We start from the raw sequence: 18986 nt of genomic DNA, 5'->3' as shown, positions 1-18986 counted from the left end.
CTAATGAGTGAAGATCATCAGGGCATCTCTGCAAATCCGCGAGACTGGCCAAAAACCCTGTTTTACGTGGCGTTGCTGTTCTCGATCTTTCAGATTGTCACCGCAGCGTTTGCACCCATCTCAAGTCAGGTTTTACGCGCCGTACACGTCGGTTTTTTGCTTTGGGTAGTTTTTCTGAGCTACCCCGCTTTCGGTAAGGATCGTCCCTGGCAACCGCTGGCTTGGGTACTCAGTCTGGCTGGGATTGCCACGGCCTTGTATCAGTGGGTGTTCGAGGCTGACCTGATTCAGCGCTCCGGCGATCTGACGACAGCAGACACCGTGATTGGTCTTGTGCTGATCGCACTGGTGTTCGAAGCCGCCCGGCGGGTAATGGGAATTGCGCTTCCAATCATCTGCGGCCTGTTCTTGGCTTATGGCTTGTTAGGCGAATATCTGCCCGGCGACTTGGCACACCGGGGATATGGATTTGACCAGATCATCAACCAACTCTCATTTGGTACAGAAGGGTTGTACGGAACACCAACCTACGTGTCGGCCACCTACATTTTCCTGTTCATCCTCTTCGGTGCCTTTCTGGAACAGGCTGGCATGATCAAGTTGTTCACAGATTTCGCCATGGGGTTGTTCGGTCACAAGCTGGGCGGTCCGGCCAAAGTCGCAGTCGCCTCGTCGGCACTGATGGGGACCATAACCGGTTCCGGGATTGCCAACGTCGTGACGACAGGGCAATTCACTATCCCGTTGATGAAGCGTTTCGGTTACCGGGCGGCGTTTGCCGGCGGGGTCGAAGCGACCTCCAGCATGGGCAGCCAGTTGATGCCGCCCGTGATGGGGGCCGTCGCCTTTATCATGGCTGAAACTATCAACGTGCCGTTCGTGGAGATTGCCAAGGCAGCGTTGATTCCCGCGATTCTTTACTTCGGCTCCGTGTTCTGGATGGTACATCTGGAAGCCAAGCGCTCGAACCTCAAAGGCCTGCCCAAGGACCAATGCCCCAGTGCACTGGGCGCGGTAAAGAAGAGCTGGTACCTGCTGACTCCTCTCTTGGTTCTGGTTTACCTGCTGTTTTCCGGTCGCACGCCCCTGTTCTCCGGCATGGTGGGGCTGGCACTGACGGCCATCGTCATTCTCGGCTCGGCGATCATTCTCAGAGTACGTAATTTTGGCCTGCGCTGTGCGTTCTGGATCGCCCTCGGAGTTCTGTGCACAGGATTCTTCCAGCTGGGAATCGGAGTGATCTTTTTAGTCATCGCGGTGCTGGTATTGGTGTGCGGATTCATAAAAGGTGGCCGGGAAACGCTGACGATTTGCCTGCATGCGCTGGTCGAAGGTGCGCGACATGCGGTACCGGTGGGGATTGCTTGTGCGCTGGTTGGCATCATCATCGGCGTAGTGTCACTGACAGGCGTCGCCTCAACCTTTGCGGGTTACATTTTGGCCATTGGCCGGGACAACCTGCTGCTTTCACTGGTGCTGACGATGATCACCTGCCTGGTATTGGGCATGGGTATTCCGACCATTCCCAACTACATCATCACCAGTTCAATCGCAGCACCTGCACTGTTGGAACTGGGTGTGCCCCTGATCGTGTCACACATGTTCGTGTTCTATTTCGGCATCCTAGCCGACCTAACGCCACCGGTGGCCCTCGCCTGTTTTGCCGCAGCACCGATTGCGAAGGAGACCGGATTCAAGATCAGTTTATGGGCGGTCCGTATTGCGCTCGCTGGGTTCATCATTCCGTTCATGGCCGTCTACAACCCGGCGCTAATGTTGCAAGGTGGCAATTTATGGATGACTGCCTACATGTTGATCAAGACAACGTTGGCGGTCGGTCTCTGGGGAATGGCATCAACGGGATACCTGCAACAAAAAATGGCGCTATGGGAACGCTTGTTGAGTGTTGGCGCGGGAGCATTGTTAATCGTGGCGTTGCCGCTGACCGATGAAATTGGCTTTGCACTTGGGCTGCTGGTGATCCTTCAACACGTGTGGCGGTCAAAGCAGGTCGGGACGGCTAACGCATGATTGGATTGTGTCTGGGTCTCGCTGGCGTCGTCTGGGCGCAGTTGCCCATTTCGCAGTTCACGCTGGCGTGGGACCACACTATCGAGAAGATCCGTTGGGAGGAGGACTACCGCGTCACCAAGCAAGGCCTTGTGTTGAAGGAAGCCAGAATCCGGGGCAATGGTGCGGGAATGGAAGTTCCTGAGGACGCCCGACTGGAAAATGGCAGTTGGCACTACCAACGTCAGCTGCCACCGCTGCAACCTCTGCGCTTGGGGCGTACTCCGGAGGCTGGAGACTACCAATTGTGCATTAATGGGGCGTGCAACTTCATGAGCCGGTGGGTTGGAATACCGACCAACAGCCAGCCTTTCATACAGATGTGGAGTTGCGAGACGGGCTAATGCCTGGATATCCGAATTCGGATTTGGAAAGACAGGTAAACGACTTGGCAGACTGAAAAACGCCTATCGACATTTATGAGCGCATTTTGCCAGCGACCAAAGGTTAGGATGGATCACGAGAAAGGTCATCGCGCCCCATCAGATTTAAACTTTGGCATACGGTCTCTGCTTCTTCGCACACTAGGTACTTTTCACTGACGAAGATACCCGTAACCGTGTTGACGATCCGGTAATAAAAATCCGTGTTGAAATTGTTCGCCGCGTCTCGATAAACAGGCCCATCGTCCGTAAGCAATGGACGTTTTTGCACGACAAATATTTCGTCCATTCCCCTCCCAAGTTTTTGCTCACCGATAGACAAAGCCACCCTCTCCAATTCGCGCAAACGATTCGAGCGTCTGTGGCGTAGCAAGATACCTCAAGCGGGAGAAATAGGTCGACTAGGTGCGGGGCCCCGTTGCGACTCCTTTAGTGAATCAGGTGAATGGGACGTATATCGCACGAAGCGCAGACTCAGCGCGCCCACTCCCCCCTGGAACTGCGCACCTGTGGTAGACGCCATGATCTGGAAATCTATTGAAATGAAGGTCAGTCGACGGCCTGGAAGTCTCCGTAACCTCTAGGAAGCTCCATCCAAGTGTCAAGAGCTGCGAGCTGCCTGGCGACAGCAGCATCCCACTCGGAACCTACGGCCATGTTTTTACTCATCATGGCGTGGATGACAGCTGTCGCCTGTTGGTACTCATGATGTATTTCCAACGCTTTTGCTAAAAACTCTTTTTGCCGAGTCATAGGGGGCTCCAAAGGCTGAAACCGAGCATTGATCCGCATCCTTATACAATTGACATCAGCATGAATTCGTTGGTTGCAAGAGGCTGGTTGATAGCCCCAGATCTACATCAGGTACACCTGAATGCTTCATGCAGTGACCCAACTTGCGTAGGTACACATCAAACCAAAGGCTAACAAAAAGAACGCCAAATAAGGGGTCATGTTTTCCCTCCTCTCGGTGCGGAGCGCATCAGTTTTCGAATATATCGGTGCTTTGGCATGCATCAAGGTTAAGGTGGGTTAAGAAAATTTAATCTTCGGCCGCTGCGCTGGTCACTAAGGTGGACCTGCCAAGGCGGCATTGAGTCGCAAGCGCTAAGAGCAGGCTGAAGCGGAGGAAGGTATGAATTGCGCATTGGTCATAGAGGACGACAAGGTGACGGCGGAAGTCATCATCACTGAACTCCAACGCCATGGTTTCAGTGCGAAATGGGCCGCAACTGGACGCGACGGATTAGCACTGGCGATTGCGGGAGGTTATGACGCCATTACCCTGGATCGAATGCTTCCCGATTTTGATGGCCTAACCATTGTCAGTACGTTGCGTAGTCTTGGGATTCAAACACCTGTCCTGATGATCAGTGCACTTTCAGACGTCGATGAGCGCGTTCAGGGTCTGCGTGCGGGCGGCGATGATTATCTGACCAAACCCTTTTCTGCTATCGAGATGGTTGCGCGTCTTGACGCATTGCTTAGGCGCACCAGTGTAGACGCAGGCCATCCGCAACTTTGTTGCGGAAACCTGCGATTGGATCTGGTCGAACACAAACTGACTCGAAATGATGAACACATTCTGCTGCTACCGACCGAGTTCAAGCTGCTCAATTACCTGATGCGCAGTGCCGGACAGTTGGTCACTCGGACCATGCTGTTTGAAGAGGTCTGGGGTTATCACTTCGATCCTGGGACGAACATCATCGATGTTCACATTGGTCGGCTGCGCAAAAAGCTTGAAGGCGACGAAGGCACCCCCGTCATTCATACAATACGCGGTGCCGGCTATGTCCTTGCTACCAAAAACTGAGGAGTGGCGCTCATCCGGTAGTCGATTGATCGGGTTCTACGCCATGTTTTTTGTGGTTTGGGGGGCACTCTTCACCGGCGTGTTGTACTGGGAAATCTCCCACTACCTGGGCACCGTTGCAGAGCGGACATTATTGCAGCGTGCCCACTACTATCAAAAAATCGATGACAAAAAACTGGTGAAAGAACTGGCTGCCAGTGAAGCCTACTCAACGCCCGGGATCGATGCTTACGGATTGTTCACTTCCGACGGACAACACGTTGCAGGAGACCTGCTCAAACTGCGCTCCAGTTTGCCTGATGATGGCAAGGTTCATTATCTTGAGCGCGGACTGAGCATTGCGTTACCTGACAAAGAAACCAGAAGCAGTTATGCCCTGTTAGCACGCCGTCCCGACGGGCATATTCTTATTCTGGCGCGTGACGGCGGCTCGATTTTAGCCGTTGGCGGGATTATTGAGCAGGCATTGATGTGGGGATTTTCGTTAACACTCATCCCCGGATTGATTGGTTGGCACTTGTTGCGGCGTCTGCCCTTACGCCGTGTCAAACGCCTACAGCTTTGTACCGAGAGCATCGTTTCAGGCAACTTGTCGGAGCGTTTACCCTTATCCGCCCGTCGCGATGAATTGGATATGCTGGCAAATGCCGTGAACACGATGCTCGATCATATCGAGCAACTGATGCATGAGGTCAAAACCGTTTGTGATGGTGTCGCTCACGATTTGCGTACGCCACTAACACGGCTGCGTGCAAGGCTTTATCAGCTCCAGCAACTGCCTATGGACAACGATCACGAGCAAATTTTGAACCAAGCCCTTGAGGAAAGCGAATCGATCATGGTGCGTTTTCAAGGATTGCTTCGGGTTGCTGAACTCGACGACATTCGTCGCCGCTCGGCATTTGCACCTTTCAAAATTATGGCGCTGTTACAGCAAGCGCATGAATTTTATGAGCCTTTGGCACTCGACCGCTCTCAGACGCTCTCTCTGGAAATTACCAATATCCTGCCTCAACTGTATGGCGACTCTTCGTTGATGTTTGAAGCCTTGGTCAACCTGCTCGATAACGCCATCAAATTCACCCCGGAGGGAGGGCACATCAAATTGCGGGGAAGTATCAAGGATTCAACGGTCATCGTTGAAGTTGCTGACGATGGCACTGGCATACCCGAGACAGACCGTACACACGTCATTCGCAGGCTCTACCGAGGGGACGCTAGCAGAATGCAACCCGGCCATGGCCTCGGATTATCCCTGGTCGCGGCCATCGTGAAATTGCACGGCTATACGTTGGATATTCAGCCTGCCGCTATGCATAGCGGTACCCGTGTCTTGATTATCTGCCCGACGGTTTCCGGTTGATTTGCGGATCTATCGATACCTGCACATTAAATTTAACTTAATCCAGCTTAATTTTGAGGCTCGACGCCCTGAGGGCTAGCTTTACACCACTTTTTGGTGATCTAGGGCCTCTTCCTTGTGAAATACCTGTTGTCCCCGCTTTTGCTAACCGTGTTCTGTCTAACGATGCCTGTAGTCTTCGCTAACCATGCGCTGGCTGAAACTAACGCGCCAAGAGCGATGATCCCCGCCGCGCCAAAACTCGGGGCTAAAGCCTGGATTCTGATCGACGCGGCTACGGGAAGCGTCATTACCAGTCACAACAGCGATAAGCGACTACCTCCTGCAAGCCTGACAAAAATGATGACGGCGTTTGTCGCCACACGTGAGATCAAGGCCGGGCGCATGAAAGATGATGACAGCGTCTCTATTAGCGAAAACGCCTGGCGCACGGGTGGCTCACGAATGTTTCTCGACCCGGGCAGTTCGGTTTCTGTTCACGACTTGCTGAGCGGTGTGATCATTGACTCTGGTAACGACGCAAGCGTTGCACTCGCCGAACATGTGGCTGGAAGTGAGGGCGCCTTCGTCGGGATGATGAATTCGACTGCATCTGTATTCGGCATGAGTAACACGCACTTTGTGAATTCCACCGGGCTGCCTGACCCAGAGCATTATTCATCTGCCCGCGATATGGCTTTGTTGGCGCGGGCAATCATCAGCCAAGGGGCTGACTCTTACGCGCTTTACTCCAAAAAACACTTTTCTTGGAACGGCATTCGGCAAGCCAACCGCAATCTACTTTTATGGCGCGACTCAAGCTTTGACGGATTGAAGACTGGCCATACTGAGGCCGCTGGTTATTGCATGGTGGCTTCGTCGCACCGAGCTGGGCGACGCTTGATCAGTGTGATATTTGGCGCCAGCAGCGCGCATAAACGCACGGCAGAGACGGAAAAGCTCATGGGCTATGGTTTTCGCTTCTACGACACCCAAACCTACAAAAAAGCAGGGGAAATACTCACTTGGTCTGCACTCTGGAAGGGCAAAGAACGATTGATCGCCTTGGGATTGTTGGACGATATGACCCTCACATTACCCAAGAATGAAAATCGTGAAGTAGAGACACGTCTGGAGATTGACGGACCACTTGAAGCGCCTATCTCTGCTGGCACCGTCGTTGGAAGACTGGATCTGTACGATGCTGAGCAAAAACTGGGCAGCCTACCACTGGTAGCACTTGAAGACGGTGAACTGGGTGTTTGGTGGAAACGTTGGTGGGACACAATGCATCTGTTTTTTTACCAAACGATCCGCGGTTGGTTCGATGAGCCGGAGATTGCATGACCGTGGCAAAGGCGTCCTCACACTGGGAAGAAAATGCCCAGACGACTCACAGGGCCGGAGTAGCTGATGAACTCGGATGACTTGCGAAGAGAATTAGCGCTGTCGAAGTTCTTCAATGGCGACTCATCACTCAACGACGCCGTCCAAGGACTGAGTCCGGACGATAAAAAATTCTGCATCGAGTCGGCCTTTGAACAAGAGGCCATGCGGCTGGGGGTCGAGGTATGGGAGCTGACGCTTACATTGATTTCAGAGTCGCCCGAAGAACTGAAAAATTTGACCCTGGAGTTTCATCGAGAGGTGGCAGAAATGGTAGAAATGGAGTGGGAGGAGTATTGCAAACTGAATGGGATTAATGGGTAGTCTTCTTAAGTCATTGGAGTACGAATATGAGTTATGAAGATTTTTCAGCAGGTAACGAAATTCCCGATGATTTTTTTACGGTCATTGATATCCCTGCAAACCATTCTCCAGTTAATTACGAGGTGGATAAACTAAGTGGGCAGATTTTCGTCGAACGCTTCCTCAGTACAGCAACGCTGTATCCAGCGTACTACGGATTTATTCCAAATACGCTATGTGATGATGGCGATCCTCTGGACGTACTGGTGATTTGCCCTTACCCAGTATCGCTTGGCGTAGTTGTTCGCAGTCGACCAGTTGGTGTTATGTACACAACGGACGAAACCGGCCCGGGAGCCAATATAATAGCGGTACCGCACGAGAAGCTTAGCGCCTTTTACAGCAACGTGAAGGAATGGGAAGACCTTCCCGTACTACTGCTCGCCCAGATCCAGCATTATTTCGAAAACTCCAGAGTGTTGGAGCCGGGCAAGTGGGTGAAGATGGGCCGCTGGGGGAGCGCAGATGAGGCGAGGGAACAGATTCGCAAGTCGGTAGCCACCTATGTCAAAAGCTAGATTTTGGAACTCCTGAGTCAAAGTGACATATCCATACCTATGACGTGGAACATAAGCGGGCTTAGGCCGATGGCACATTTGCAGTCTCCGCCACCGTTTACTTCATTTTTATCATCCCTGATGGCGTAGACACATGTTTCCGTCAACTTGTGGTTCTATTTGCGCATTATCGCCAGCGACAGATTTTGCTGAGTTCCGCCCTTGCTGACCGATAGCTATGGGTCGTTCTCTGCCGGTCAATGCCCACGAATCGTGCTGCTCAAATCCGGTGCAAATGCGTGGGAAGGTCCGTGCAATTACCCAAATAACTTCACCGCCTAATCACGTTCCGAAAGGGGACGCCACTTTTTGTCCTAAAAGATTCATAGAGGAAATAATTTAATCAAAAAATGGGCAACCCGACGGTGCACCGCAGGAACCACCGCGCGCCTGAGCATTGAAATGCGCTATGTGAGAAGCACTAAGTTAAAACCATCCGCTGTCAGTAGGCGTTCAACCGGCTGGCAGCTGAGGCATTTTTTACCCAAAAAAATGCCGGGGACCTCTCTTGAAAAAAATCATATTTCTCAATGAGATAGGCCCGGCATATTTTTAACGACTTTCGAGTGACAAATGCGTTACGAGTGCGCTGCTCTACCGACTGAGCTACACGGGCGGTGGGCTAAACCTAGCATCGGGCTTGAGAGGCGGCAACTTCAAGCCCGGTTTTGCAGACAAAAAAATGCCCCGCAGCTTTCACTGCGGGGCATTTTTTATAACGTTGAAGCAGTCAGGCGCAGGGTGATTAAACGCCCGAAGCCTTGGCTGCTGCGACGTCTTTGATGGACAGCTTGATACGGCCGCGGTTGTCCACGTCCAGTACCAGCACTTCCACTTCCTGACCTTCTTTCAGGATGTCGGTCACTTTCTCAACGCGAGCGTCGCTCAGCATCGAGATGTGAACCAGACCGTCCTTGCCCGGCAGGATGTTGACGAATGCGCCGAAGTCGACGATGCGCTCAACCTTGCCGACGTAGATCTTGCCGATTTCAGCTTCAGCGGTGATGCCCAGAACGCGCTGACGTGCTGCTTCAGCCGCTTCCTTGGTTTCGCCGAAGATCTTGATCGAGCCGTCGTCTTCGATGTCGATCGAAGCCTTGGTCTCTTCACAGATCGCACGAATGGTCGCGCCGCCTTTACCGATGACATCACGGATTTTGTCGGTGTCGATTTTCATCGCGATCATGGTCGGAGCGTTTTCCGACAGTTCGGTACGCGACTGACCAATGATCTGGTTCATCTGACCGAGGATGTTCAGGCGCGCTTCCAGGGCTTGGCCCAGAGCGATCTCCATGATTTCTTCGGTGATGCCTTTGATCTTGATGTCCATCTGCAGCGCGGTAACACCTTTGGCGGTACCGGCTACTTTGAAGTCCATGTCGCCGAGGTGGTCTTCGTCACCCAGGATGTCGGTCAGGATGGCGAACTTCTCGCCTTCTTTAACCAGACCCATGGCGATACCGGCAACCGGTGCCTTCATCGGAACGCCGGCATCCATCAGGGCCAGGGAAGCGCCGCAGACCGAAGCCATGGAGCTCGAACCGTTGGACTCGGTGATTTCCGACACTACACGGATGGTGTACGGGAACACGTCGGCGGCAGGCAGCATGGCTGCAATCGAACGACGGGCCAGACGGCCGTGACCGATTTCGCGACGACCAGCGCCACCCATGCGACCACACTCACCTACCGAGAACGGAGGGAAGTTGTAGTGCAGCATGAACGGGTCTTTTTTCTCGCCTTCCAGGGTGTCCAGCAGTTGTGCGTCACGGGCGGTGCCCAGTGTTGCAACAACCAGAGCCTGGGTTTCGCCACGGGTGAACAGTGCCGAACCGTGGGTTTTAGGCAGAACACCGACTTCGATGTTCAAAGGACGTACGGTCTTGGTGTCGCGGCCGTCGATACGTGGCTTGCCGTTTACGATGTTTTCGCGAACAGTGCGGTATTCGATTTCGCCGAATGCTGCTTTGACTTCGCTGGAAGAAGGCTGGCCTTCTTCACCGGACAGCTTGGCAACAACCTGGTCTTTCAGCTCACCCAGGCGAGCGTAACGGTCGGCCTTGATGGTGATGGTGTAAGCCTGGGAAATCGCGTCGCCGAACTCGGCACGGATAGCGCCCAGCAGAGCAGTGGCTTCTGGCTGTGGAGCCCAGGTCCAGGTCGGCTTGGCAGCTTCGGCAGCCAGTTCTTTAACGGCGTTGATCACAACCTGGAACTCGTCGTGAGCAAACAGTACCGCGCCCAGCATCTGGTCTTCGGTCAGCTCTTTGGCTTCCGATTCAACCATCAGAACGGCTTCCGAAGTACCGGCAACGACCATGTCCAGGCTCGAAGCTTTCTGTTGTTCGTAAGTCGGGTTCAGCAGGTAGCCGGTGCTTTCGTGGAACGCAACGCGGGCAGCGCCGATCGGGCCATCGAAAGGAATGCCGGAGATGGCCAGCGCAGCCGAGGTACCGATCATCGCAGCGATGTCCGGATCGGTCTTCTTGCTGGTGGAAACGACGGTGCAGACAACCTGCACTTCGTTCATGAAGCCTTCCGGGAACAGCGGACGGATCGGACGGTCGATCAGTCGGGAAGTCAGGGTTTCTTTCTCGGAAGGACGGCCTTCGCGCTTGAAGAAACCGCCAGGAATCTTACCGGCAGCGTAAGTCTTTTCCTGGTAGTGAACGGACAGAGGGAAGAAGCCCTTGCCTGGATCGGCTTGCTTGGCACCGACTACGGTCACCAATACGCTGACGTCGTCGTCAACGGTGACCAATACTGCGCCGGAGGCCTGACGGGCGATGCGGCCAGTCTCGAGGGTAACGGTCGACTGACCGAACTGGAATTTTTTGATTACCGGGTTCACGGTGTCCTACCTTCTTTTGTGGCTCTTGGGGAACTTGTCTTCTTGCGAAATTCTTGGGCAATGTCGGGAATCGGCCCAACGCCTGTCCAGGGTAAAACGTGTATCCAGATAAAACTTGAGGCTGGGAGCCTGCCATACGCCAGCGGGAAACCCACTGACGTACGACAGACAACCAACCTCTAGCGCAATCGCTTATTAGCGACGCAGACCCAGGCGACCGATCAGAGCCTGATAACGACCCAGATCCTTGCCTTTCAGGTAGTCCAGCAGCTTACGACGCTGGTTTACCATGCGGATCAGACCACGACGGGAGTGGTGATCTTTACCGTTGGCCTTGAAGTGACCTTGCAGCTTGTTGATGTTGTGGGTCAGCAGTGCAACTTGCACTTCTGGCGAACCAGTGTCACCAACAGCTTGCTGGTAGTCAGCTACGATTTGAGCTTTTTCTTGAACGTCGAGAGCCATGAGGCAATCCTTTTATCAGGAAACTGTTTCAGAAAAACAGCTTCAACAGGCCAGGGACAAATCCCTGTATCTAAAAATGAGTAGTGACCGTGCCTGTTAACAGCCACCCTCGTCCGGTCATTCTGACCGAATCAGTCGACGCGGCGCGATGCGCCCGTCTTCGCTCACTTCACCGATACCGATGAAGCGACCGTTGTGATCCTGTACCCGTACCATGCCGAACTTCGGTGCATCCGGGGCTCGTACCGGCTGGCCGTTGAGCCAGTAGAACGAGCTGTGCTCCGAGAACTGCAGCAGTGGCCAATCCAGCAAGCCGCTGTCCGATGGCATCAGGAAGCGGTCGACCGCTTCGTTGCCGCCTTCGGCATGTACCGCTTCCAGCTCTTCAAGCGTGACCGTCTGCGCCAGGGTGAAAGGCCCGGCCTGGGTACGTCGCAATTCAGCAACGTAAGCGCCACAACCGAGTTGCTCACCAATATCCTCCACCAGGGTGCGGATATAGGTGCCTTTGCTGCAATCCACCGCCAGCCGCGCAGTATCACCTTCAAAGGCCAGCAATTCCAAGCGCGCAATAGTAACAGAACGCGGTTCGCGCTCCACTACTTCGCCTGCACGTGCCAGCTTGTACAGCGGCTGGCCATCACGCTTGAGCGCCGAGTACATCGGCGGTATCTGACTGATTTGCCCACGAAATTTCGGCAGTGCCGCTTCGACATCGGATCGACCAACGGTCACCGGGCGTTCCTGCAAAACTTCACCTTCGGCATCCGCCGTGGTGGTGGTTTTGCCCAGTTGCGCCAGGGTTTCGTAACCCTTGTCGGAATCGAGCAGGTATTGCGAGAACTTGGTGGCCTCACCGAAGCACAACGGCAATACGCCGGTGGCCAGCGGATCGAGACTGCCGGTGTGACCGGCCTTCTCGGCGTTGAGCAACCAGCGGACCTTCTGCAACGCCGCGTTGGAGGTGAACCCCAGCGGTTTGTCGAGCAGGATGATGCCGCTGACGTTACGACGGATACGTTTGACCTGAGCCACCGATTACTCCTTGGTGTCTTCGGCTTCTGCCGCAACCGGGTGCTGATTGTCTTCAGCCACCGCACGCTCGATCAGTGCCGACAGGTGCGCGCCACGCACGACGCTTTCGTCGTAGTGGAAGTGCAGCTGCGGAACGCTGCGCAACTTCATTTCGCGGGCTAGCTGCATGCGCAGGAAACCAGCGGCGGAGTTGAGCACCTTGATGCTTTGCGCGATGTCTTCGGCGCTGTCCTGGCCCATTACGGTGATGAAAATCTTGGCGTGACCGACGTCACGGCTGACTTCAACAGCGGTAATGGTGACCAGGCCAACGCGCGGGTCTTTGACTTCACGACGGATCAGCTGTGCCAGCTCACGCTGCATCTGATCGCCGATACGTTGGGTACGGCTGTATTCTTTTGCCATGTCTTGTTACCTGTTACTGCCCCACGGTGAAACCCGAAGGGTCTGAAAGCGGCAAACGCCCGGCCTGACAAAAGCCAGACCGGGCGTTGCGTTTAGAGTCCTGACGCGGTGCCGCGCATCTGCATGCGGCGGCTTGGCGTGGCCCTTGAAGTGCGCGAGTTAGAGGCTGCGAGCAACCTGAACCTTCTCGAAGACTTCGATCTTGTCACCGACTTTGACGTCGTTGTAGCTCTTCACGCCGATACCGCATTCCATGCCGGCACGTACTTCGGAAGCGTCATCCTTGAAGCGGCGCAGGGATTCCAGCTCGCCTTCGAAGATAACGATGTCTTCACGCAGTACACGGATTGGACGGTTACGGTGAACAACACCTTCGATAACCATGCAACCGGCGATCGCGCCAAACTTCGGCGAACGGAACACGTCACGGACTTCAGCGGTACCCAGGATGTTCTCGCGAACATCGCTGCCCAGCATACCGGTGAGGGCTTTCTTGACGTCTTCGATGATGTCGTAGATCACGTTGTAGTAACGCATATCCAGACCTTCCTGCTCGACGATCTTGCGAGCGCCGGCATCGGCACGCACGTTGAAGCCGAACAGTACAGCGTTGGAGGCCAGTGCCAGGTTGGCGTCGGACTCGGTGATACCACCGACACCGCCACCGACAACACGCACTTGCACTTCGTCGTTACCCAGGCCGTTCAAGGCACCGTTCAACGCTTCCAGCGAACCACGGACGTCGGATTTGAGGACGATGTTGAGCGTCTTCTTCTCTGCCTGGCCCATGTTTTCGAAGATGTTTTCCAGCTTGCCGGCGTGAGCGCGGGCCAGCTTGACTTCGCGGAACTTGCCTTGACGGAACAGAGCCACTTCACGGGCTTTCTTCTCGTCCGACAGAACGCTCATCTCATCGCCAGCGTCCGGGGTACCGTCCAGGCCGAGGATCTCGACAGGGATGGAAGGACCGGCTTCTTTGATCGGCTTGCCGTTCTCGTCGAGCATGGCACGGACACGGCCATAGTTCGAACCGACCAGGACCATGTCGCCTTGGCGCAGGGTACCGTCTTGAACCAGAACGGTAGCAACCGGGCCACGACCTTTGTCGAGACGCGATTCAACCACGACGCCACGGCCTGGAGCCGATGGAGTCGCTTTCAGTTCGAGAACTTCAGCTTGCAGCAGAACAGCTTCGAGCAACTCGTCCACGCCAGTACCGACTTTCGCCGAAACCGATACGAACGGGGTGTCGCCGCCCCACTCTTCCGAGGTCACGCCGTGAACCGACAGTTCGCTACGGATGCGGTCGAGATCGGCGCCCGGCTTGTCGATCTTGTTCACTGCAACAACCAGTGGAACACCGGCAGCCTTGGCGTGCTGAACGGCTTCAATGGTCTGCGGCATCACGCCGTCGTCCGCTGCAACCACCAGGATTACGATGTCGGTCGCCTTGGCACCACGGGCACGCATTGCGGTAAACGCGGCGTGACCAGGGGTGTCGAGGAAAGTGACCATGCCGCGATCAGTTTCAACGTGGTATGCACCGATGTGCTGGGTGATACCACCGGCTTCGCCAGCAGCTACCTTGGCACGACGGATGTAGTCGAGCAGCGAGGTTTTACCGTGGTCAACGTGGCCCATTACGGTCACAACCGGTGCACGGGAGAACGTCTCACCTTCAAACTTCAGGGACTCGGCCAGGGAATCTTCCAGGGCGGTGTCGCTGACCAGGGTCACTTTGTGGCCCAGTTCTTCGGCTACCAGCTGAGCAGTTTCCTGATCAAGCACCTGGTTGATGGTCGCTGGAGTACCCAGTTTGAACATAAACTTGATGATTTCAGCAGCCTTGACCGACATCTGATTGGCAAGATCGCCAACAGTGATGGTCTCGCCAATCTGCACATCACGCACGACAGGGCCGGTTGGGCTCTGGAAACCGTGGGCGTTGCGTTTCTTCAGCTTGGCCTTGCCGCGACCACCACGACGGAAGCCATCGCTTTCTTCGTCGGTAGTACGTGGCGCAACGCGTGGAGCAGGCGCTTTCTCTTTGACCGAGGCACGATGCGGAGCGTTTTTACGCTCGCCGTCGCCACCACCGCTGCGACGATTGTTATCGTCGGCACGTGGTTTGTCCGGACGGCGCTGTTCGTTCTGCTTGTTGCGAACGTCAGCAGACGGAGCTGGTGCAGCTGCAACAACCGGTGCGCTTTCACGCACTGGCTCAGCAACGGCAACCGGTGCTGCGACAGCGTCGTTGGAAGCGGTTTGCGCAGCAGCAGGCTGGCGACGCGCTTCTTCTTCGGAGCGACGCTTGGCTTCTTCTTCAGCCTTCTGACGAGCAGCATTTTCTACTGCGCGACGTTCTTCCAGTTCGCGTTTGCGCTCGGCTTCGATTTCTTCCGGGCTGCGCTGTACGAAAACTTTCTTTTTACGGACTTCAACACTGATGCTTTTGCTGCCAGCAACACGCAAGGTGCTGGTGGTTTTACGCTGCAGTGTAATCTTGCGTGGTTCTTCCACTTTCGCCTTGTGGCTGCTTTTCAAGTGAGTCAGCAAAGATTGCTTCTCACTGTCAGTCACATGTTCTTCGGCGGCGGTGTGCGGCAGACCTGCCTCACGCATCTGCTGCAACAGGCGCTCTACCGGTGTTTTGACCTCATCGGCCAGTTGTTTCACCGTGACTTGCGTCATGCACTTCTCTCCTCAGGCCGCGCCTAATTACTCGAACCAGTGGGCTCGGGCGGCCATGATCAACTTGCCGGCACGATCATCGTCAATGCCGTCGATGTCGAGCAGGTCGTCAATAGACTGCTCGGCCAGGTCTTCGCGGGTAATTACGCCGCGCACCGCCAGTTCCATCGCCAAATCCTTGTCCATACCCTCAAGCGAGAGCAGGTCTTCGGCCGGATGGGCGTCTGCCAGCTTTTCCTCAGTAGCGATGGCTTTGGTCAACAAACGATCCTTGGCACGAGCGCGAAGCTCGTTGACGGTTTCTTCGTCAAAGCCGTCGATGTTGAGCATTTCTTCCAACGGTACGTAGGCAATCTCTTCCAGGCTGGTGAAGCCTTCATCTACCAGCACCTGTGCCAGGTCTTCGTCGACTTCCAGCTCGTCGATGAAGTTGCGCAGGATGTCGCCGGTTTCTGCTTGCTGCTTAGCCTGGATGTCCGATTCGGTCATCACGTTCAGGGTCCAGCCAGTCAATTGGCTAGCCAGACGCACGTTCTGACCACCGCGACCGATGGCCTGAGCCAGATTGTCTGCGCCAACGGCGATGTCCATTGCATGGGCATCTTCGTCAACGATAATTGCCGCCACTTCAGCCGGCGACATTGCATTGATTACGAACTGAGCCGGGTTGTCGTCCCACAGGACGATGTCCACACGCTCACCGCCCAACTCACCCGACACTGCCTGGACGCGCGAACCGCGCATACCGATGCAAGCGCCTTGCGGGTCGATGCGTTTGTCCTTGGAGCGGACCGCGATCTTGGCGCGCGAACCCGGGTCACGGGAGGCAGCCATTACTTCGATCAGGCCTTCAGCGATTTCCGGCACTTCGATGCGGAACAACTCGATCAGCATTTCCGGCGCAGTACGCGACAGGATCAGCTGCGGGCCGCGGTTCTCGGTGCGGATTTCCTTGAGCAACGCACGCAGGCGCACGCCAACCCGGAAGGTTTCGCGAGAGATGATGTCTTCACGAGCCAGCAACGCTTCGGCGTTGTTGCCCAGGTCGACGATCACGTTGTCGCGGGTCACTTTCTTCACGGTGCCGGAGATGATTTCCCCCAGGCGCTCGCGATAGGCGTCAACGACTTGAGCACGTTCGGCTTCGCGAACTTTCTGCACAATGACTTGCTTGGCAGTCTGTGCAGCGATACGGCCGAACTCGATGGATTCGATTTTTTCTTCGACTACATCGCCAACCTTGGCGCCAGGATGCGTTTCGGCAACCTTGCTCGGCCAGGTTTCGATGGCCGGATCGTCCAGGTCTGCTTCTTCGACAACCGTCCAGCGACGGAATGTCTCGTATGCACCGGTGTGGCGATTGATTTCCACACGCAGATCGACTTCGTCCTCAAACCGCTTTTTGGTAGCGGTGGCCAGAGCCAGCTCCAGCGCTTCAAAAATTACGTTTGCCGGTACGCCCTTTTCATTGGATACCGACTCAACAACCAGCAGTACTTCTTTGCTCATCGTACGCCTCGCCTTTCGCAAGCCATTGGATCCGCGGGATCCGCGTCTCAGTCAAAACTGGGAATAATGTTGGCCTTGTCGATCATATCGATCGGCAACAGGAATTCATGGTCTTCTACCTGCACCACGACGTCCTGCTCTTCTACACCGCGCAGAAGGCCCTGAAAGTTGCGTCGTCCTTCAAAAGGCGAGCGCAGCTTGATCTTCACTTGTTCACCGGCAAATTTTGCAAACTGCTCAATAGTGAACAGTGGGCGTTCCATGCCAGGCGAGGAAACTTCAAGGGTGTATTCAACGGCGATTGGATCTTCAACATCCAGGACACCGCTGATCTGACGGCTGACGATGGCGCAATCGTCCACCAGCACGCCGCCTTCTTTATCAATATAAACGCGCAACATTGAGTGGCGACCTTGAGCCGAAAACTCAATACCCCAGCATTCATAGCCTAGGGCCACGACCACCGGGGCCAACAAGGCCTGCAACTCTTCTAGCTTGCTCGACACCTGAACCCCCTCGTGCATGTATGTGCATGCTTTGCAAAAATAAAAAAATGGGCGAAACGCCCATCCTTGAAACGCCGTCGAACAGCGGCGTAGAAAGTGTCCAGCTAACAAAAAGCCCCTTAAAAGGGGCTCCTTAAACTGGTTGCGGGGGCCGGATTTGAACCGACGACCTTCGGGTTATGAGCCCGACGAGCTACCAGACTGCTCCACCCCGCGACAAAGCTGGGGCGGAAGTATACGACCGATCCTTGACAGGGTCAATGTAACCTTCCACCTACAAGAAAGCCCGCAACAGCGGGCTCTCCTGATAATTGGTACCGAGAAGGGGACTCGAACCCCTACACCCTATGGGCACAACCACCTCAAGGTTGCGTGTCTACCAATTCCACCACCTCGGCAATACTACGTTTGAAACCCTTCTTACTTTTGCTCTTGAGCTGGAGGCACGTCAGTCGCTGGAGTAGCCGACTTTTGCTCTTGAAGCACCGGGACATCATCAGAAGCCGGTTGTTGCTTTGGAACTTCCAACACTGCCGGGTTTGGCAAACCTACTTGAGTCAGCTGGTGAGCCTTCTCTTTAGCAAAGTAACCTAACCCCAAGCTGGTTATGAAGAAACCGGCGGCAAGTATAGCAGTAAACTTACTAAGAAAGGTAGAGGAACCTTGGCTTCCGAACACAGTATTTGAAGCACCTGCTCCGAAAGACGCGCCAGCATCCGCACCTTTACCCTGCTGCAGCAATACCAGAGCAACTACGCCCAATGCACCCAGCAGATGAAAAACGACTACGACTGTTTCCAGCATTTTTTCAGTTTCCCGCGGCGCGAATAATCGCACCGAACTCATCTGCATTCAGGGAAGCCCCACCAATGAGCCCCCCATCGATATCCGGCATGCCGAACAGTTCGACCGCATTGGCCGCCTTCACGCTGCCGCCGTATAGAAGCCGCACACCTTGTGCGACCTCAGAATTCTCTGCCGCCAACTGAGCGCGAATGGCTGCGTGCACATCCTGCGCCTGTTGCGGCGAAGCAGTCAGCCCGGTGCCAATGGCCCAGACCGGCTCGTAAGCGATTACTGCCTTTGCAAAAACACCGACACCCAGTTTCTCGATGACGCTACCGAGCTGACGCCCGACAACCTCAAGAGTTTTACCGGCTTCGCGCTGCTCCAGGGTTTCCCCTATGCATAACACCGGAATCAAGCCACATTCCTGTGCCGCTGCGAACTTGCGAATCAGTGCCTCATCATTCTCGCCGATGATCTGGCGGCGTTCGGAATGCCCGACAAGCACCAGGGAACAACCTTCATCAGCCAACTGACTCGGTGCAACTTCACCGGTCAATGCACCTTGCTTGGATTCCACCGCAGCGTTCTGCGCGCCGACCTTGATCGACTTGCCTTCCAGACCATCAATCACTTGATTGACATGCAAGAAAGACGGGAATACCGCTACATCAACACCGCTCGGCAAGGCCAAATTACGCAAGCCTTTGATCAGCTCAGCGACGCTGGCGCGGGTACCGTGCATCTTCCAGTTACCAGCTACCATAGGGCGACGCATGCTGTACCTCGTCGGTCAAAGTGGGCGCAGATGTTACCCAACA

Annotated in this window: 17 protein-coding genes and 2 tRNA genes; 7 read left to right on the top strand and 12 right to left on the bottom strand. The window is 55.0% G+C overall.

The features are described 5' to 3' along the window. The first annotated feature begins 3 nt into the window (after positions 1-3). Both KJF94_RS00515 and KJF94_RS00510 read left to right on the top strand, forming a co-directional pair. Positions 4-2031, top strand: a complete 2028-nt coding sequence (locus KJF94_RS00515) for a TRAP transporter permease (protein WP_214380600.1) — start codon at positions 4-6, stop codon at positions 2029-2031. Further along, complete coding sequence (locus KJF94_RS00510) at positions 2028-2414, top strand: DUF1850 domain-containing protein (protein WP_214380599.1); 387 nt, start codon at positions 2028-2030, stop codon at positions 2412-2414. Before KJF94_RS00515 ends, KJF94_RS00510 begins: the two co-directional genes overlap by 4 nt. A 588-nt stretch (positions 2415-3002) precedes the next feature. Here KJF94_RS00510 and KJF94_RS00505 read toward each other — a convergent pair. After that, positions 3003-3206, bottom strand: a complete 204-nt coding sequence (locus KJF94_RS00505) for a hypothetical protein (protein WP_214380598.1) — start codon at positions 3204-3206, stop codon at positions 3003-3005. Positions 3207-3588: 382 nt separating this feature from the next. Here KJF94_RS00505 and KJF94_RS00500 point away from each other — a divergent pair, with 382 nt between their 5' ends. From KJF94_RS00500 to ppa, 5 genes are all read left to right on the top strand, one after another. Further along, positions 3589-4269 (top strand): response regulator transcription factor, encoded by a 681-nt coding sequence (locus KJF94_RS00500; RefSeq protein ID WP_214380597.1) that lies wholly within the window; start codon positions 3589-3591, stop codon positions 4267-4269. Then, positions 4247-5632: a sensor histidine kinase gene (locus tag KJF94_RS00495; protein ID WP_214380596.1), complete on the top strand. Its 1386-nt coding sequence runs from the start codon at positions 4247-4249 to the stop codon at positions 5630-5632. Before KJF94_RS00500 ends, KJF94_RS00495 begins: the two co-directional genes overlap by 23 nt. A 117-nt stretch (positions 5633-5749) precedes the next feature. Continuing rightward, entirely contained in the window at positions 5750-6958 is a 1209-nt protein-coding gene (locus KJF94_RS00490; protein ID WP_250548206.1) for a D-alanyl-D-alanine carboxypeptidase family protein, read from the top strand. Positions 6959-7024: 66 nt separating this feature from the next. Then, the gene (locus KJF94_RS00485) at positions 7025-7321 is read left to right on the top strand and encodes a DUF6388 family protein (protein ID WP_214380595.1); all 297 of its coding nucleotides are present in this window, start codon (positions 7025-7027) and stop codon (positions 7319-7321) included. Positions 7322-7347: 26 nt separating this feature from the next. After that, complete coding sequence (gene ppa, locus KJF94_RS00480; RefSeq protein ID WP_214380594.1) at positions 7348-7878, top strand: inorganic diphosphatase; 531 nt, start codon at positions 7348-7350, stop codon at positions 7876-7878. A gap of 784 nt (positions 7879-8662) precedes the next feature. Here ppa and pnp read toward each other — a convergent pair. The 11 genes from pnp to tpiA form a co-directional block, all read right to left on the bottom strand. Then, complete coding sequence (pnp, locus tag KJF94_RS00475; protein WP_007942868.1) at positions 8663-10768, bottom strand: polyribonucleotide nucleotidyltransferase; 2106 nt, start codon at positions 10766-10768, stop codon at positions 8663-8665. A gap of 195 nt (positions 10769-10963) precedes the next feature. Continuing rightward, complete coding sequence (gene rpsO / locus KJF94_RS00470; protein ID WP_003176135.1) at positions 10964-11233, bottom strand: 30S ribosomal protein S15; 270 nt, start codon at positions 11231-11233, stop codon at positions 10964-10966. A 117-nt stretch (positions 11234-11350) separates the two neighbouring features. Next, on the bottom strand, positions 11351-12268 hold the full coding sequence (gene truB, locus KJF94_RS00465) for a tRNA pseudouridine(55) synthase TruB (RefSeq protein WP_214380593.1): 918 nt from the start codon (positions 12266-12268) through the stop codon (positions 11351-11353). A gap of 3 nt (positions 12269-12271) precedes the next feature. Continuing rightward, positions 12272-12673: a 30S ribosome-binding factor RbfA gene (gene rbfA / locus KJF94_RS00460; protein ID WP_034148332.1), complete on the bottom strand. Its 402-nt coding sequence runs from the start codon at positions 12671-12673 to the stop codon at positions 12272-12274. A 159-nt stretch (positions 12674-12832) separates the two neighbouring features. Further along, positions 12833-15364, bottom strand: coding sequence for a translation initiation factor IF-2 (gene infB / locus KJF94_RS00455; protein ID WP_214380592.1), 2532 nt, complete (start codon positions 15362-15364; stop codon positions 12833-12835). Positions 15365-15391: 27 nt separating this feature from the next. Next, the gene (gene nusA, locus KJF94_RS00450) at positions 15392-16873 is read right to left on the bottom strand and encodes a transcription termination factor NusA (RefSeq protein ID WP_007900474.1); all 1482 of its coding nucleotides are present in this window, start codon (positions 16871-16873) and stop codon (positions 15392-15394) included. 47 nt (positions 16874-16920) lie between these two features. Further along, positions 16921-17379, bottom strand: a complete 459-nt coding sequence (gene rimP, locus KJF94_RS00445) for a ribosome maturation factor RimP (RefSeq protein WP_010463487.1) — start codon at positions 17377-17379, stop codon at positions 16921-16923. A gap of 139 nt (positions 17380-17518) precedes the next feature. Beyond that, positions 17519-17595: transfer RNA gene (locus KJF94_RS00440), tRNA-Met, on the bottom strand. Between the two features lie 96 nt (positions 17596-17691). Next, positions 17692-17777, bottom strand: a tRNA-Leu gene (locus KJF94_RS00435). A 22-nt stretch (positions 17778-17799) separates the two neighbouring features. Beyond that, on the bottom strand, positions 17800-18183 hold the full coding sequence (gene secG, locus KJF94_RS00430; protein WP_017336473.1) for a preprotein translocase subunit SecG: 384 nt from the start codon (positions 18181-18183) through the stop codon (positions 17800-17802). Between the two features lie 4 nt (positions 18184-18187). Then, on the bottom strand, positions 18188-18943 hold the full coding sequence (gene tpiA, locus KJF94_RS00425; RefSeq protein WP_214380591.1) for a triose-phosphate isomerase: 756 nt from the start codon (positions 18941-18943) through the stop codon (positions 18188-18190). Positions 18944-18986 lie beyond the last annotated feature (43 nt).

It is taken from the genome of Pseudomonas hormoni (assembly GCF_018502625.1).
GTDB classification, from domain to species: Bacteria; Pseudomonadota; Gammaproteobacteria; order Pseudomonadales; family Pseudomonadaceae; genus Aquipseudomonas; species Aquipseudomonas hormoni.
Note: the sequence above shows the minus strand (reverse complement) of the source record. Positions and strands in the feature narration are given on the sequence as shown.